We start from the raw sequence: 15,564 nt of genomic DNA on the forward strand, positions 1-15,564 counted from the left end.
TCACTCCGTTTCTATGTTTTGTGGGACGTTTTCCTGCGTCCACCGTCTGAACGCCTCTAAGCCTGCTCTTGCCTCTTTCTGTTCCTGCAAGGTAACTTTCATTTTCTCCTTGTACTGGAACTTACGATAATCAACTTGTCCGACGTTTGTTTCTTCTATGTAGTTCTTTATGCCGAGCTTGCTCACTTCCTCAGCAGGCTTTGCTATGCGTTCGGCAAGCAGCGCCTCTTGAAGTCGCTGCATACGCTTTGCACCTACGCCGAATTGCTCGGCAGTCTGAATAAGGGCAAGCTTGACATTGGCTGCGAGAACGGTTTTGTTATCCTTGCTGAAATCTGAGCAGCGACGAGCTACAAAAGCGTTGATCTTGTCAACGTCAATAGAACACCTTTTAACGCCCTGTTCTAACTTGAAATCAAGTACGCCGTCACGATCCTGCTCGTTTGCCGTCTTGCAGCTCTCGGCATATGTATCAATCCACTCAATGCAGCGCTTTGAATAGAACTGCTTTGGAAACTCTTTGTTAAGAGTAAGCAAGATTGTGCAGAGCAGTTCATAGTTTCTCAAAATAGCTATGAAAGCAAGGCGGTTTTTCTGATAGTCCTTAAACTTTCTATTCGTCAATCTTATCGCCTCCTGTCTGCTTGTAATACGCTTTCAAGCTACTTTCAAGGCGGTCGGCGTTGCGTATCATAAAACCGTGACACCCTAGCGTAAGCACCATTTCAAGATATTCCTCAAAGGTGTGCGGCTCTCTGCCTGCTGCTGTTTCGATAGCATTAAACCTATCATAATGCGGCTTCAACTCGTCTGTTGTGTGTTCGCTTATTTCGATTGTCAGCTTAATCATTTGAAATCACTCCGTTTCATTATTTAATGTGTTCGTGTGTTAAGCTTCTCGCTGATACTTACCGCTCAACTCGCCGTCGTCGAATAAGTATTCCATAGTGAGCTTAGGGAAAAATGTTCTGCGTATCGTCTGAGCTTCCTTAAGCTTTAACCTGTCGGGGTTAGACAGCTTTTCAGATACCGTATTGACGTTAAGCCCAAGTACGGCGGCTATGTCTTTTCTTGCTATGCCGTAGCGGCTCAGTTCCGCTTCAAGGTTTCTGTACGTTTTGTACACATTAAAACCTCCTTTCGCTTGTTGAAACATTTTAGGCGCTTAAAAAGAGCTCGTTGTATTCGACGTCAAGCCCACGCTTGATTTTTACTATGTCGGTATCTCTTATAGTAAGATAGCCGTTAAGCATATTACTGAATGTTTTAGCCGAATACCCGCAAAGTGCGGCTGCGTCTTTCTGTTTGATGTTTCGCTCATTTATAATGCGCTTTACATTCTTTCCGATGATAGTTAACATATGAGTTCCTCCTCTCAAGCCCATTATAACTGGTCTTTAGCTATATTATAATCCATTTAAACTGTATTGTCAAGCTGTTTTGTCCATTTTAAGTGGACAAAAGTGTAGAATTTAATCTAGTTATTTTGGACGTTTTCAACAAATTTCCTCGATTTATCAATTTTTCTCTATAAAAGTCTTGAAATACTGGACTTAATATGATATAATAAAATTGTTGAAAGGAGGCGATATGTTGATAGGCGAACGTATACGGGAGCGCCGCAAAGAGTTAGGAATAACGCAAGACGAGCTCGCTAATAGAGTAGGTGTTAAAAAGACCTCAATCAGTAATTACGAGGTTAACACAAATTCTCCACCTGAGAAAGTCATAATTAAGCTAATGGAGGCTTTAGACTGTGACGCAAACTACTTATTCGGAGGCTGTGACGAACAAATTATAGTTACGCCGCACGAGCAAAAGCTAATCAAAGCATATCGGCAAATGCCCGAAATGCAACCAGCGATTGACAAGCTGCTTGACATTGCAAACGATAAATCTATTACGGTATATCGAGCTGCCGAAAGCTCTGACGGGCACGAGGACGAAATCTTAAATATTTCGGCTGAACGTCTGCAAAAGTTGAAAGACGCACCCGAGAGCGACGACGATTTGTAATTACATAAACAAATACCTCGTAGGGCATAATACCTTACGAGGTGATGTCGTTTGCTTTACGGTATTTATAAAGATACTCGCAACGCTGCGTGGCGTTGTCTAATTGATTACAACGTGTCAGAATTACCCGTTAAACCGTCGCTAATCGCTCGGGCGGCAGGGATAAAGGTAATAAAAAATAGCGATGTTCACGAGCTTGCCCCACACGAAAGCGGTGCAAGCGTGCTTGACGGCAAGCAATGGTATATAATATATGATGATGAAAATACTCGTCAGCGTTGCAGATTTACCGTTGCGCACGAGCTCGGGCATATTTTTTTAGGACACGAGCTCCGCAAGGGGTATCACGCAAGAACATTTGACACCACACGCCCCACGATCGAGCAGCAGGCGGACGCATTCGCCGTTCGGTTGTTAGCTCCTGCTTGCGTGCTGTGGGCGCTGAATGTCCGCACTATGACGGAGATAGCGGAATTATGCGACATATCAAACACCGCTGCTCAAATAAGAGCCGAGCGAATGGCACTACTATATGCAAGAAATAAATTTCTGACAAGTCCGCTTGAAAGAGCGGTACATTCAAACTTCGAGGCATATATACAAAGAAAAAAAGCGGAGTAAATCCGCTTTTTACATAGGGGTTGATTATATGGTAAACTTCGTACTTACTATTTTCTTAGGCTGGACGGGTTATGCCCGCTTTCGCAAAGGACAAATTGGACTAGGTATCTTGTGGCTATTTACTTGCGGTTGTTTTTGTGTAGGGTGGATAGTTGACATTGTGGGTGCTTACAAGGAATATAAGAGTAGCTCTGTTTCTAGTGCGCCTGCAAGTGTTCGTATGGATATGCAATTTTACGATGTTGTTTCGGACTTTCACACAAAGGTTGTAGGAGTTACGTTTAAAAATGACGACGGAACAGACAGACAGAAAATTATAAGCGGGTGTGTTCCAGGGCAGGATATAATTTTTAGACCAACACCTACTAAAAAATATCCCGAGGCTATCGGCGTATTTAACACCAAAGGAAAGCAGCTCGGAAACGTAAATGCAGAGTTAGCAAGCGATTTGATACATAAATATCCTAACAACAAAATGAAAGTTACAATTTCAGATATAACAGGCGGCGGAGACAAGAATTACGGTTGTAATCTTCACGTCGTTATCTACAAGGCATAATTAAGGAGGCGGGCAAAATGGCAAGAGCCGCAAAGCAAGACAGCAATTCGGAAATAATTGACGGCGTGATATATGCCCGCTATTCGGAAGGTCCTAACCAAACGGAGGCGAGCATAGAGGGACAAGTTCGAGAGTGTAAAGAGTATGCTAAACGAAACGGCATACGAATTATAAACGTGTACTCGGACAGCAAGCACACGGGCACGAACGATAACCGAGCAGAGTTTCAAAAAATGCTCCGTGATAGCAGGCGTGGCGGTTTTTCCGTTGTTGTAGTATGGAAAATAGACCGTTTCGGACGTAATCGTGCAGAAATGGCACAAAATAAAGCCCTACTAAAGTTGCAAGGCGTTAAGGTCGTATCAGCGAAAGAGTACATACCCGACAGCCCCGAGGGAATAATACTTGAAAGCGTACTCGAGGGTATGGCGGAATATTACTCCGCCAATTTGTCGCAGAACATAAAACGAGGTATGAAAGAAAATGCTCTGCATTGCAAGAGCAACGGCTCCGGAAAGAGCTTAGGTTACATTGTAGACAAAGACGGGTATTTTGAAATAGAGCCAAATGAGGCAACGATAGTCAAGACAATATTTCAGAAGTACGACGAGGGAATGAAGATTGCCGACATATGGCGTGAGATTGTGGCAAGCGGTGCAAAGACAAAGAGAGGTAAAGACTTCACGCAGTACGGCATTTCTCGTGTGCTGAGCAACAGGGCATATATAGGCGAATACCGCTACGGCGATATTGTAACGCCCGGCGGAATGCCACGCATAATAGACGATGATCTATTTAATAGAGTGCAAGAAAGACGTGCGCTGAGCAAAAAAACTCCCGCAAGCAGGCGGAGCAATAGTGATGTTGATTTTCTTCTGACCGGTAAAGTGTTCTGTGGGCATTGCAAAGGAACTATGCGAGGAATGAGTGGAACGAGTAAGACAGGGCGCAAATTCTATTATTATGCTTGCCACGATAAAATCTTCAAGCATAATAAGTGTACTAAAAAGAATGTAAAAAAAGAATGGCTTGAAACTGAGGTTACACGAATAACAAGAGATGATATACTCAACAAGGAAACAATAGAGTTTATTGCTGATCGAGTAGTTGAGATACAAAGACAAGAGCAAGAGGACAAGTCAATGCTCCGCTACTATGAGCAACAGCTCCGTGATACTCAGAGCGCTATTAACAACATAATGAAAGCGATAGAGGCAGGAATTATAACAAGCTCAACGAAAAGCAGATTATTTGAGCTCGAGGAGCAGAAATCTATAATTGAGGGCGAAATAGAAAGGGAAAAAATAATAACGCCCGTAATTGAGAAAGAACAGGTTATTTTCTCTCTCGAACGTTTTTTCGGTGGAGATATAAATAATAAAGAATATCAACGTAATATTATTGATATGTTCGTGAATAAGGTTATATTATATGACAACAAAATAATAATCACATATAATATTAGTTCACAAAATGAAATATCTGTTGATGTGGTGGAACAAGCGGCATTTGCGGCATTAGATGAGTGTTCGTCTAAGCTCTCGTTAGCTCCACCAGCAGGGGCGTGCCCCTGCACCCAATTCCGCTTTACTTTATGTAAGGCGGTTTTTTTATTGCCGCTCATCAATTTTATCTAAAACCCAACCATTGTTTCGCCTTGGCGGACATTTCCCGTCAAGGCTTTTTGTAAACGCACAAAGCCACCGCGGTGATAATTTGTGTGTCACTTTTACAAATTCAGGGGCGTGCCCCTGCACCCGATCCGCTTTACTTTATGTAGGGCGGTTTTTTATTGCCGCTCATGGATCATTATTTATAAACCCAACTTTGTTATTTCACCATGGCAGACGCTGACATAATAAAAAAAGAGTACATTACCACCTCAGATAATGCACTCTTAAATTTTACCCTATTTCTCCTCCAGCCCGCTGAGCGAAAGCCTGCTCTCCATTTTCTGAACAGTCTTGCTCTCCTGCTTTGCGATCTTTGCTTCAAACCAGAAGGTCGAGCCTTTGCCCTCCTCCGATTGAACACCGTATGCAAAGCCGTGGGCTTTGAGTATCTCCTGACAAATGGAAAGTCCAAGTCCTGTGCCTACCACGTCACGCTTTACCTTTGCGTCACGATAGTATCTGTCAAATATCTTCGGCAGAAGCTCCTTGGAAATGCCCTTTCCGTTGTCTGTTACTTCAATACGAACCGCATCAGCCTTGTTTATCTGCTTGATACGAATGACCTTATTGTCACCTGTGTAGTTTATAGCGTTGTTTATAAAGTTGTAAATGACCTGATCCAGCTTTGCAATATCCGCCGTTATCACTCTGTCCTCGTCTGGAATATACTTGATATCATAACCATTTTGCTCTATGAGTATCTGATATCGAGTCATGCAGTCATTGAGCTTGTCAACAATAGAGAAGTCCGTGAGTTTAAGCTCCGCATTACCCGACTCCAGCTTTGAAAGCTCCAGCAGATTATTTACCAGACTTGAAAGCCTGTCAGCTTCGTCGATAATGACTTGGATATGCTCCTGTCTCTTTACAGGATTATCCCCCGACAAGTCCCTTATCATTTCCGCATAAGCCTTTACCATAGTGAGCGGTGTTCTCAGGTCGTGAGATATGTTCGCAATAAGGTCTTTCCTAAGCTCCGATACCTTTTGTATCTCGTCCTTGGCATTGTTAAGCACCGTGGAAAGCTCCTCTATCTCACAATAGCCATGACCATTGAACTCCACCGTATAATCCCCTTCACCGAATTTCTTCGCCGTGTTCGTAATGTCAACGATAGGCTTTGAAAGTCGCTTTGAGATATACATAGTTACAATAAAAGCAAGCTCAAAAAGTATGATAGTGATATAAATGAGCTGTTCTCTTATAATGCTTACAGTGGAATCTATAGGCTCTATTGAGCTTTCAATAAAAAGATACGCCTGCTTATCCGAATCATCAGTGTAGATAGATGTGCAGTAAAATATCTCCTTGCTCTTGAAATTCTCATTCTGAGCAATTTTCGTGATGTAGTTATCGTCCGACTGCTTTAGCTTAGATATCATCTTGAAAAGTCCGATGCCATAGCCCTTGTTTATGACCTTGTTAAGATGCGAATATGCTCCCATGTTGTTTTCCATCACAATAGGATTGCCCATTTCGTCCGTTATAACAATGCAAAGGCTGTTGTCAAAAGCCAGCGAGCGGTTCGTTACCTCCTGCTCGTCAGTGCCATATGCTTGGATTATCTGATTTGCAGCGTCTGTAATATCTCTTATCTTCGCCGACTGATAATATCTTTCCAAGAAAAAATACTGAAAAAGCCAAATAAGAATAAGAATAAAAGCCGTGAAGAAGATAAAATACATCCACACATATGACCGCAGACTTCTTTTCGCCTTTATCTCCGCCGTCTTATTGCTGACTTTTTCCTTGACTTCTGCAAGCTTACTGGATCTTTTCAAACTTATATCCCATTCCTCTCAGAGTAACAATAAGATTGCGGTATTTTCCAAGGCTGTTTCTCAGCATTTTTATGTGAGTGTCCACAGTTCTGTCGTCACCGTAAAAATCAAAGCCCCATACCTCTTCAAGAAGCTTCTCTCTTGAAAGCGCAATGTTCATGTTCTTCACCAGATAGAAAAGCAGGTCATACTCTTTCGGAGTCATGGAAACCTTCTCCCCGTCTATCTTTACCTCACGGGCTGTAAAGTTTATCTCTAATCCCTCGTATCTTATAACGTCCTCAGTACGCTGAGAAGCTGACGCACGGTTAAGCACCGCCCTTATCCTTGCCATAAGCTCCTTTGGCGAGAACGGTTTTACTACATAATCGTCAACACCTATCTCAAAGCCGAAAAGCTTGTCATACTCCTCGCCCCTTGCGGAAAGCATTATAACAGGTATCTGCTTTATTTTTCTTATCTCCTTGCAAGCTGAATAGCCGTCAAGCTTCGGCATCATAACGTCCATTATGATGATATCGAAATCCTGATTTTTCACCATTTCCACAGCCTGCATACCGTCCTCAGCCTGAGCTACTTCATATCCCTCAAACTCGGCATACTCTTTGATTATCTCTCTTATTTTAATTTCGTCATCGACTACAAGAATTTTTGCCATAGTTATTCCCTCCTATTCAGGCAGCACCGCACAAGGAACGCCTGTCGGCAATGCACGCAACCTGCTTGCATACAATCCTTGTGTGTTGATACCTTAATTCATATTCTTTGCTTATATAATAACCTATTATTGTGTAAAATTTGTGACGGTTTATAGAATATTCTAAGCCATACCACACCAATTCACAAGAAAACTACTGCCCGCCAACCAAAATGGTATGACGGGCAGTAGTTTATATAGGAATTTGTTATGGGAATGTCAGAAAATCAGCAATGTCCCATCATAATGAGAGCCATAAGACAAAAACCTGTTACGATACAACTCATTGCACCCATGATGTTGTCAATTTTTTCTGCTGTAAGCTTTTTCATAGTGATTACCTCCTTGAGATCTAAAATAAACTATTCTGTTCTCAGTGCGATAACAGGGTCTTTCTTTGCCGCCACTCTTGACGGGAACAGACCTGCGATAAGCGTCAGGCAAACGCTTATCGCAATGAGTATAACTGCCGCACTGACAGGTATTGAAGCTCTTATCGGCACGTCTGTAAGATGTGCGATTATCATGTTTATCGGTATTGTGAGCAGATAGGAGATAATTATTCCCAATGCACCTGCCACAAATCCCACGATAACTGTTTCGGCATTGAACACTCTTGATATATCCCTCTTTGAAGCACCTATACTTCTCAGAATACCTATCTCCTTTGTTCTTTCCAAAACTGAGATGTAGGTTATAATGCCTATCATGATAGATGATACCACAAGTGAAATTGCAACAAATGCAATAAGAACGTAGCCGATAGCGTTTATGATAGAGGTGATAGAACTCATCATAAGACCAACATAATCGGTGTATTCTATCTTGTCCTCTTCGCCGACACTGTCGTTGTAATCGTCGATAATATCTATTATCTTTTCCTTTGAAGCAAAGTCCACAGGATAGATATTTATGCTGTCAGGGTCTTCAACAACTGAATAGCCAAGAGTTTTCATGTTGTTGTCATAGTTTGAAGTGGAATATTTTCCGCTGTTTGCAAGCTGATCCGCATTTGTGTCGGACTGTTCCTTGAGCATTTGCTTCATAAGCTCCATTTGCTCGTCAGAAAGTGAAGCTATATACTTCTTCTGAGTTTCGGTAAGCGATGACATATCACCGCCCTGAATTGCTGACATATCCATTGAACCCATGGCATTCATGCCCATATCTGCAAGCTCGCCTGTATCGGAAGCACCGCTCTGCTCCATAAGAGCCTTATACTGCTCCTCAGTCATTCCCTCAGGTATCTCCATAGAGCTGTCGCCGCCTGCCACCAAACCAGCCTTCTTATCTGTGTCGGAGCTGTCTGCTGTTTTGTCAGCCTTGCTTTCTGTATCAGCTGTGCTGTCGGAAACGGTTTCTGAACTGCTGTCTGTATCTGCCACATTCTCGTCCGTTTTGAACTTAAGTCCTGTGAAAACATCTATGTCAGGATTTGCTATCTGCTCTTTTACTATCTCGCTGTTATCTACTTCGTCGATAAGATATGTCATAAGGTCATGACGATAGCCTATCGCACCGCTTATGGAAGCAGAAGAAGCGTCCTCGTCAGGTCGCAGGATACCGACTACACTTATTTCTGTGCCGTTTGCAACAGCCTTTTTCATGTAGCTCTCATCGCCTGTCATATCTTCCCACACACCGTCTTTTTTCTTATAGAGATAAGGAGTAGGAACGACCTTGAATTTCAGGTCAAGAAGCTCATCATAGGTGTAAACGTGCTGTTCGCTGTCAACGGATATATCCTCTCCTGCCATGGCACGTCTTACTATGCCGTTAAGTGAGCTTGGGTCGAGAAGTCCGAGAGAATAAAGCACATAGTCGTTTATCTCGTTGTTCTTATCAACTACAAGCACAACTTCGTTATACTTTTCAGGCAAACGTCCTGCGATAACGTCATACTGCTTGTCGATAAGCTCCTCATTATCTATCATTTCGCTCCATACGTCAGTACCCATGCCCATCATGCCACCCATTGAACCACTCATGGACATTGCTTCCATCTGAGTTGAGGACATATATCCCATATCTTCAAGAAGCGTTGACGGATTGACCTGCATTACACCGCTGTCGCTCTCCGAAAAAACGTTAAGTGTAGTGGCGTATGTGTACTGAACGTCGCTTGTAAGGTCTTTCAGGTCACTGTTATCGTCAAGATATTTCTTGAACTTCTCCAGATTGTTGACCTTTGTTTCTTCCATGAGAGTGTTTATCATCTCGCCCATGGCATTCTGAGAATAGACCTTGTCTTTATCGTGGTTTGCTGAATCCTCATGGTTTTTCGCCATGGTGTTCATTATCTCGCCTATACTTGCGGTGGTCTTTGTTATCTGAAGCGGATAGCTTGAAAGTGTATCAGACTGCACCTGATCTATATAAAGCTGAACGCCGTTTGAGATAGAAAGAATAAGTGCGATACCGATTATACCAATAGAGCCTGCAAAAGAGGTAAGAAGCGTTCTTGCCTTTTTTGTCATAAGATTGTTTCGGCTCAAAGACAGCGCAGTGAGGAAGCTCATGGAAGTTTTAAGCTTTTTGCGCTCTTTCTTCGCCGCCTTTTTGTCAGCCTTAGTAGGCTCTTTTTCAGGCTTTTTGATAGGCTCCACAACATTCTTGTCAAGAGGGTCGGAATCATCTATGACCTTTCCGTCAAGAAGTTTGATTATTCTTGAAGAATATTTCATTGCAAGCTCAGGATTGTGCGTTACCATTATAATAAGCTTGTCCTTTGAAATGCTCTTCAAAAGCTCCATTATCTGCACGCTTGTTTCAGTATCAAGCGCACCTGTAGGCTCGTCTGCAAGCAGAATGTCAGGCTCATTCACAAGCGCTCTTGCAATGGCAACTCTCTGCATCTGACCGCCTGACATCTGATTAGGCTTTTTGTGGAGCTGGTCGCCAAGGCCCACCTGCTCGAGAGCCTTGACGGCTCTTTCACGTCTTTCTGACTTTGAAACACCTGAGAGGGTCAAAGCAAGCTCAACGTTTGAAAGCACTGTCTGGTGCGGTATAAGGTTATAGCTCTGGAACACGAAGCCTATGGAATGGTTTCTGTAGGAATCCCAGTCGCAATCCTTGAAATCCTTGGTAGATTTGCCGTTAATATTAAGGTCACCGCTGGTATATCTGTCAAGACCACCGATAATGTTCAAAAGAGTGGTTTTACCGCAGCCTGACGGGCCGAGGATAGAAACGAACTCATTCTCACGAAAATCAATGCTGACGCCTTTAAGGGCAGAAACGGTGGAATCACCAACGACATAATCTTTTTTTATGTCCTTTAAACTAAGCATATATTTTCTCCTATTTTTGTTATTGTAAAGATATTATAATAGGGTTTTATAAACTCAGTTTAAACATAACACAGTTTTGGGTAAAAAAATTGTCGGAGGGGGGATTTAAGTGAGGAGTGAGGAGTGAGGAATGAGCATAGCAGACCAAAGTAAATTACAAACATAAAGTAAAATAAAGCACCGAGCGAAGCGAGCAAAAGGTCCAGGGACACGTCCCTGGTCAGGGTCAAGGGGTGAAATCCATTGTGGGTACAGGGCAAAGCCCTGTCGGAGTTTGAGGCAGAGCCTCATTCGGCGCAAGCCGACAAGGTGCAGATTGTAGTATCAAAAGCATATAGAAGTCAAATATCAGATAAAAGTGATATCGGAGTATAAAATCTGCACCGCCTTTCTAGCCCTAAGCGCAATGTAGATACGCAAAGAGCGAAGCGATTTTGCGGAGAAATAAACTATCCCGAATATCTGTAGGGGCGAACAGCGTTCGCCTGTGTTCAGAATTTGTTATAATTTCAGAATTGTAGGGGAGCGGCACAATTTCTGCTTTGCAGAAATCCGACGTCCCGACCCCTCGACAGCCTTTATCCCCCTGCATGGCTTGTGGAAAAAATACAAACCTCGCTCCTTCGAGCGGGCTGTCGCATTTCTGTGAGCTTGCGAACAGAAATTTCGCCAAGCCCCTACAAGCGTGATAGGATAGTTTTTTTGTTCTGTCCTACAATGGTTGTAATCGTGGACTTGTTTCTTCGACGGGCGAACGCTGTTCGCCCCTACAGATTTGTTGCCGTAATTTTGTGGTTTTGTACGATTTTTATTCAGTTTTCAAGCTTCAAACAAGGTGCAGGAAGTGCTTTTCTGTGCGATCAGAACCTCTCATCGTGTTCACCTAACTCACGTTGACAAAATGTTTCCTCATACACTGCTACCTTGCAGGATATTCAATTTGGGATAATACCCCTATACTTATCCCGAAAAGCACCACTTTTGTTGCATAAAAAATGCAACAATTGCAGAAATGTTGCCAAATTAAAATATAAATCATTTGTTTGCACAAGGCAATACCCCTGAAATTGTGCAGGATCAACATGGAATTTTGAACTAAATGTGTCTTGACATCGTTAATATCACGTTAATAAAACGGTGATATAATAAAAAAATGCAAAGTGAACGGAGGGGTAAAAATGTTTCACATACTTGTTGTGGAGGACGACACTAACACTCGCAAACTGACCTGTGATGTGCTTAGCGACAACGGCTACACACCTATCGAGGCTCGTGACGGTATAGAGGCTCTCGAAATAATGGACGAAAAACACGTTGACCTTATTATAATGGACGTTATGATGCCTCGTATGGACGGTTTGGAGCTTTGCGAAACTATCCGCAAGGCTGGGTTTCAGACGCCTATATTAATGGTGACGGCTAAGGAAACGGCTTTTGACAAAAAGCAGGGCTTTATAAAAGGTACGGACGATTATATGGTGAAGCCTGTGGACGAGGAGGAAATGCTTCTGCGTATTCAGGCACTTTTGCGGCGTTCAAAGATAGTGAGCGACCACAAGATAACTGTGGGCGACACCACTCTCGACTATGACGCACTGACTATCAAGACCCCTGAGGGCATAAGGGAGCTTCCGCCGAAAGAGTTCATGCTTCTTTACAAGCTTCTTTCCTATCCCGACAAGATATTCACCCGCCGTCAGCTTATGGACGAGCTTTGGGATATGACCTCAGACACTGACGAGCGCACTGTGGACGTACACATAAACCGCATAAGAGAGCATTTGAAGAATAACCACGATTTTGAGATAATGACAGTGAGAGGGCTTGGCTACAAGGCGGTCAAGCTGAAAGGATAGGCTCATGAAAAAACATCTTATCTCTGCTCTTCGCTCAGAGCGCAGGCGAAATTACACCATGAACGCCAGCATAGTTTCGGCGGTATTTATGATAATGATATGGGCAGGGCTTCTTACGGGATTTATAATGATAGGCATAAAAAGATGCCTGCATTTTCTATCCCCTTTGCAAATGCCTTTTGTTTTCCTTATTGTGGGACTTGTGGTATCTGTAATAATCGGCACTTGCATTTCTGCCGCTGTAGCAAGCAAGATAGTAAGACCTGTGCGTGAGGTAAAAAAGGCAATGCACAGGGTAGAAAAGGGAGATTTCTCTCAAAGGTTAGAGGTAACAGGTTTTAACGGCGAGATAGACGAGCTTATAGAAAGCTACAACAAAATGGCGCAGGAGCTTGGGGGCATCGAGATGTTCAGGGAGAATTTTATCAACAGCTTCTCCCACGAGTTCAAAACGCCTATCGTTTCTATCCAAGGCTTTGCGAAACAGCTAAAAAAAGAAAATCTCTCGGAGGAGAAAAAGCAGGAATACATTGACATTATCATCAGCGAATCAAAGCGTTTGACCAATCTTTCATCGAACATTCTTATGCTTTCAAAGCTTGAAAATCAGCAGATCATCACTGACAAGACAAGCTTTTCCCTTGACGAGCAGATAAGAAACTGCATACTTCTTCTGGAAAAGCAATGGACGGCTAAGGACATAAGCTTTGACATTGATATGCAAGAGATACAATACACCACCAATGCGGAAATGCTTTCGCAGGTGTGGGTGAACATAATAGGCAACGCCATAAAATTCTCCCCGGAGGGAAGCTCTATCAGAATAAAGCTTTTCAAAGAGGGTGATGTGATAACGGCTGAGATAACTGACCGTGGCATTGGCATGGATCAGCAGACCATATCACACATTTTCGAGCGTTTTTATCAAGGGGACAGGGCGCACGCTTCAGAGGGAAACGGACTTGGTTTGCCCCTTGTTAAGCGTATCGTGGAGCTGTGCAACGGCAATATCCGTGTAGAATCACAATACGGAAAGGGTACAAATTTTATTGTTACGCTCCCTGAGAATGGATAGGCACATAAAAAGGACGGGTATTTCGCAGGAAATATCCGTCCTTGATTTTTTTATCTCAGGTCATCAATGCTGTAGCTGTTATAGCCCTCGTAATAATAGCTTTGGTCTATGCCCTTCATAAACAGCTCTCGGTCATTTGTATCCGCTGTGAGGGCATTTTTAAGCAGGTGCTTTATTTCGATATCACGAATGGGGCTTCGCTCCATGGCAAGGAGATAATCCTCCTTGTCTATCCTGCTCCAATCTACCGCCACAGAAAGCTCTTTTCTGAACATCATATCCAGCCATATGCGCATTGATCTGCCATTGCCCTCTCTGAATGGGTGGGCGATATTCATTTCAACATACTTTTCAACTATGCTGTCAAAGTCGCTTTGTGGCATTTTTTCGATATTTTCAAGGGAGCTTTCAAGATACATAACAGGGGCAAATCGAAACCCACCTTTAGCAATATTCACAGTTCTTATTTTCCCTGCGAAATCATAGATATCCTCAAAAAGATATTTGTGTATCTCTGCAAGAGCTTGAAAACTGCCTGCTTTCTGCTTATCCAAAATGCCATGTTCAACCAGCTTAACAGCCTTTTCCTTGCTTAGCTTTTCTTCTGTTCTGGCAAGGGTCGCAGAGTCGGTTATACCAAGTTTGTTTTCCAAAGCCATAAGCTGTTCTCCTTTCGGTGGATTTTAGATAGCCGCAAAGCCCTGCTTAAGATCGTCTATGATATCCTCGACATTTTCAAGACCTACGGAAAGTCTTATCATTCCGCCGTTTATGCCTGCGGCAACGAGCTGTTCGTCTGAAAGCTGTCTGTGTGTTGCGGAGGCTGGGTGGAGGATACAAGTACGGATATCGGCAACGTGAACTTCGTTGGAAGCAAGCTTAAGGCTGTCCATGAACTTTGCCGCTGTATCTCTTCCGCCCTTGATAACGAACGAGATAACACCTGCTGTGCCAAGAGGGAGATACTTTTCAGCAAGCTTATGGTACTTATCGCTTTCAAGTCCAGGATATGCAACGGACTCTACCTTGTCATTGCTTTCGAGAAATTTTGCCACTGTGAGCGCATTCTCACAATACTGCTTCATTCTTACAGGGAGAGTTTCAAGTCCCAGATTGAGCAGGAACGAGGAATTTGCGGCAGGATAGCAGCCGAAATCTCTCATAAGCTGCATTCTTGCTTTTACGATATAAGGTGCAAAAGAATATTTCTCAGTGTAGATAGTGCCATGATAGCTTTCGTCAGGCTCGGTCATGCAAGGGAACTTTCCGCCCGTCCAATCGAACTTGCCGCTGTCAACGATAACGCCGCCGACCTGAACAGCGTGGCCGTCCATATACTTTGATGTAGAATGGATAACGATATCTGCGCCCCACTCTATAGGTCTGCAAAGGTATGGAGTAGCGAAAGTGTTATCAACGATAAGAGGAACGCCATTCTTATGGGCGATATTTGCAAAACGCTCGATATCGAAAACTGTCAGCGCAGGGTTTGCGATAGTTTCACCGAAAACAAGCTTTGTATTATCCTTGAATGCCGCCTGTATCTCATCATCTGTAGCATCGGGGTCAACATAGATACACTCTATGCCAAGTCTTTTCATTGTTATGCTGAAAAGGTTTATGGTGCCGCCATAGATAGAAGTGGAAGCTATAAAGCTGTCCCCTGCCTGACAGATGTTCAGGATAGAGCAAAGTGTGGCAGCCTGTCCGCTTGATGTACACATTGCGGCTGCACCGCCCTCGAGAGCGGCTATCTTCTTTTCAACTGCGTCTGTGGTAGGGTTTTCAAAGCGTGAGTAGATAAGGCTCTTGGTAGGGTCGTCAAAGACCTCGGCTATCTCTCTTGAGGAGTCATAGACATAGGTTGTACTTTGTACGATAGGCACTACTCTCGGCTCTCCGTTTTTAGGCGTATAACCCTCGTGTAAACATTGTGTTTCGATCTTCAATCAAATCAAATCCTTTCAAAGCGGTGATGACCGCAAAATTTTTA

At 43.2% G+C, this 15,564-nt stretch carries 15 protein-coding genes and 1 pseudogene; 7 read left to right on the plus strand and 9 right to left on the minus strand.

Annotated features, from left to right (window positions below; all coding sequences use genetic code 11):
• The 4 genes from RBI_RS08125 to RBI_RS08140 are packed head-to-tail and all read right to left on the minus strand — an operon-like array spanning nt 1 to nt 1,361.
• Complete coding sequence (locus tag RBI_RS08125; protein ID WP_038672239.1) at nt 1-624, minus strand: hypothetical protein; 624 nt, start codon at nt 622-624, stop codon at nt 1-3.
• Nucleotides 614-850, minus strand: coding sequence for a hypothetical protein (locus tag RBI_RS08130; protein ID WP_038672241.1), 237 nt, complete (start codon nt 848-850; stop codon nt 614-616). Before RBI_RS08130 ends, RBI_RS08125 begins: the two co-directional genes overlap by 11 nt.
• A gap of 39 nt (nt 851-889) precedes the next feature.
• The gene (locus tag RBI_RS08135; protein WP_038672243.1) at nt 890-1,126 is read right to left on the minus strand and encodes a hypothetical protein; all 237 of its coding nucleotides are present in this window, start codon (nt 1,124-1,126) and stop codon (nt 890-892) included.
• A 31-nt stretch (nt 1,127-1,157) separates the two neighbouring features.
• Nucleotides 1,158-1,361, minus strand: a complete 204-nt coding sequence (locus tag RBI_RS08140) for a helix-turn-helix domain-containing protein (RefSeq protein WP_038672244.1) — start codon at nt 1,359-1,361, stop codon at nt 1,158-1,160.
• 229 nt (nt 1,362-1,590) lie between these two features.
• On the opposite strand from RBI_RS08140, the gene RBI_RS08145 reads away from it, so the two are divergent.
• The 5 genes and pseudogenes from RBI_RS08145 (at nt 1,591) to RBI_RS08160 (ending at nt 4,833) form a co-directional block, all read left to right on the plus strand.
• On the plus strand, nt 1,591-2,016 hold the full coding sequence (locus RBI_RS08145) for a helix-turn-helix domain-containing protein (RefSeq protein ID WP_038672246.1): 426 nt from the start codon (nt 1,591-1,593) through the stop codon (nt 2,014-2,016).
• 51 nt (nt 2,017-2,067) lie between these two features.
• A complete protein-coding gene (locus RBI_RS08150) occupies nt 2,068-2,637 on the plus strand; it encodes an ImmA/IrrE family metallo-endopeptidase (protein ID WP_038672247.1) in 570 nt (189 codons plus the stop codon).
• A gap of 28 nt (nt 2,638-2,665) precedes the next feature.
• Nucleotides 2,666-2,788, plus strand: a pseudogene (locus tag RBI_RS15435) (NINE protein); the annotation flags it as partial.
• 69 nt (nt 2,789-2,857) lie between these two features.
• Complete coding sequence (locus RBI_RS15290; protein ID WP_051706669.1) at nt 2,858-3,196, plus strand: hypothetical protein; 339 nt, start codon at nt 2,858-2,860, stop codon at nt 3,194-3,196.
• A 17-nt stretch (nt 3,197-3,213) separates the two neighbouring features.
• A complete protein-coding gene (locus RBI_RS08160; protein WP_051706671.1) occupies nt 3,214-4,833 on the plus strand; it encodes a recombinase family protein in 1,620 nt (539 codons plus the stop codon).
• A 272-nt stretch (nt 4,834-5,105) separates the two neighbouring features.
• Here the strand turns inward: RBI_RS08160 and RBI_RS08165 are convergent, their stop codons facing one another.
• From RBI_RS08165 to RBI_RS08175, 3 genes are all read right to left on the minus strand, one after another.
• The gene (locus RBI_RS08165) at nt 5,106-6,650 is read right to left on the minus strand and encodes a sensor histidine kinase (protein ID WP_038672249.1); all 1,545 of its coding nucleotides are present in this window, start codon (nt 6,648-6,650) and stop codon (nt 5,106-5,108) included.
• Nucleotides 6,634-7,308, minus strand: coding sequence for a response regulator transcription factor (locus tag RBI_RS08170; protein WP_022286586.1), 675 nt, complete (start codon nt 7,306-7,308; stop codon nt 6,634-6,636). The genes RBI_RS08165 and RBI_RS08170 overlap by 17 nt, the downstream gene beginning before the upstream one ends.
• 401 nt (nt 7,309-7,709) lie before the next feature.
• Nucleotides 7,710-10,640: an ABC transporter ATP-binding protein/permease gene (locus tag RBI_RS08175; RefSeq protein ID WP_038672251.1), complete on the minus strand. Its 2,931-nt coding sequence runs from the start codon at nt 10,638-10,640 to the stop codon at nt 7,710-7,712.
• A gap of 1,178 nt (nt 10,641-11,818) precedes the next feature.
• Between RBI_RS08175 and RBI_RS08180 the strand changes: the two genes are divergently transcribed.
• Complete coding sequence (locus tag RBI_RS08180) at nt 11,819-12,496, plus strand: response regulator transcription factor (RefSeq protein WP_038672253.1); 678 nt, start codon at nt 11,819-11,821, stop codon at nt 12,494-12,496.
• A 4-nt stretch (nt 12,497-12,500) separates the two neighbouring features.
• Nucleotides 12,501-13,571 (plus strand): HAMP domain-containing sensor histidine kinase, encoded by a 1,071-nt coding sequence (locus RBI_RS08185; protein WP_051706673.1) that lies wholly within the window; start codon nt 12,501-12,503, stop codon nt 13,569-13,571.
• Between the two features lie 50 nt (nt 13,572-13,621).
• Here the strand turns inward: RBI_RS08185 and fic are convergent, their stop codons facing one another.
• Both fic and RBI_RS08195 read right to left on the minus strand, forming a co-directional pair.
• The gene (fic, locus tag RBI_RS08190) at nt 13,622-14,230 is read right to left on the minus strand and encodes a protein adenylyltransferase Fic (RefSeq protein WP_022288723.1); all 609 of its coding nucleotides are present in this window, start codon (nt 14,228-14,230) and stop codon (nt 13,622-13,624) included.
• A 24-nt stretch (nt 14,231-14,254) separates the two neighbouring features.
• Nucleotides 14,255-15,520 carry an O-acetylhomoserine aminocarboxypropyltransferase/cysteine synthase family protein gene (locus RBI_RS08195; protein ID WP_038672257.1) on the minus strand — a complete coding sequence of 422 codons (1,266 nt, stop codon included), beginning with the start codon at nt 15,518-15,520 and terminating at the stop codon, nt 14,255-14,257.
• Nucleotides 15,521-15,564 lie beyond the last annotated feature (44 nt).

The organism is Ruminococcus bicirculans (ex Wegman et al. 2014) (assembly GCF_000723465.1).
GTDB lineage: Bacteria > Bacillota > Clostridia > Oscillospirales > Ruminococcaceae > Hominimerdicola > Hominimerdicola aceti.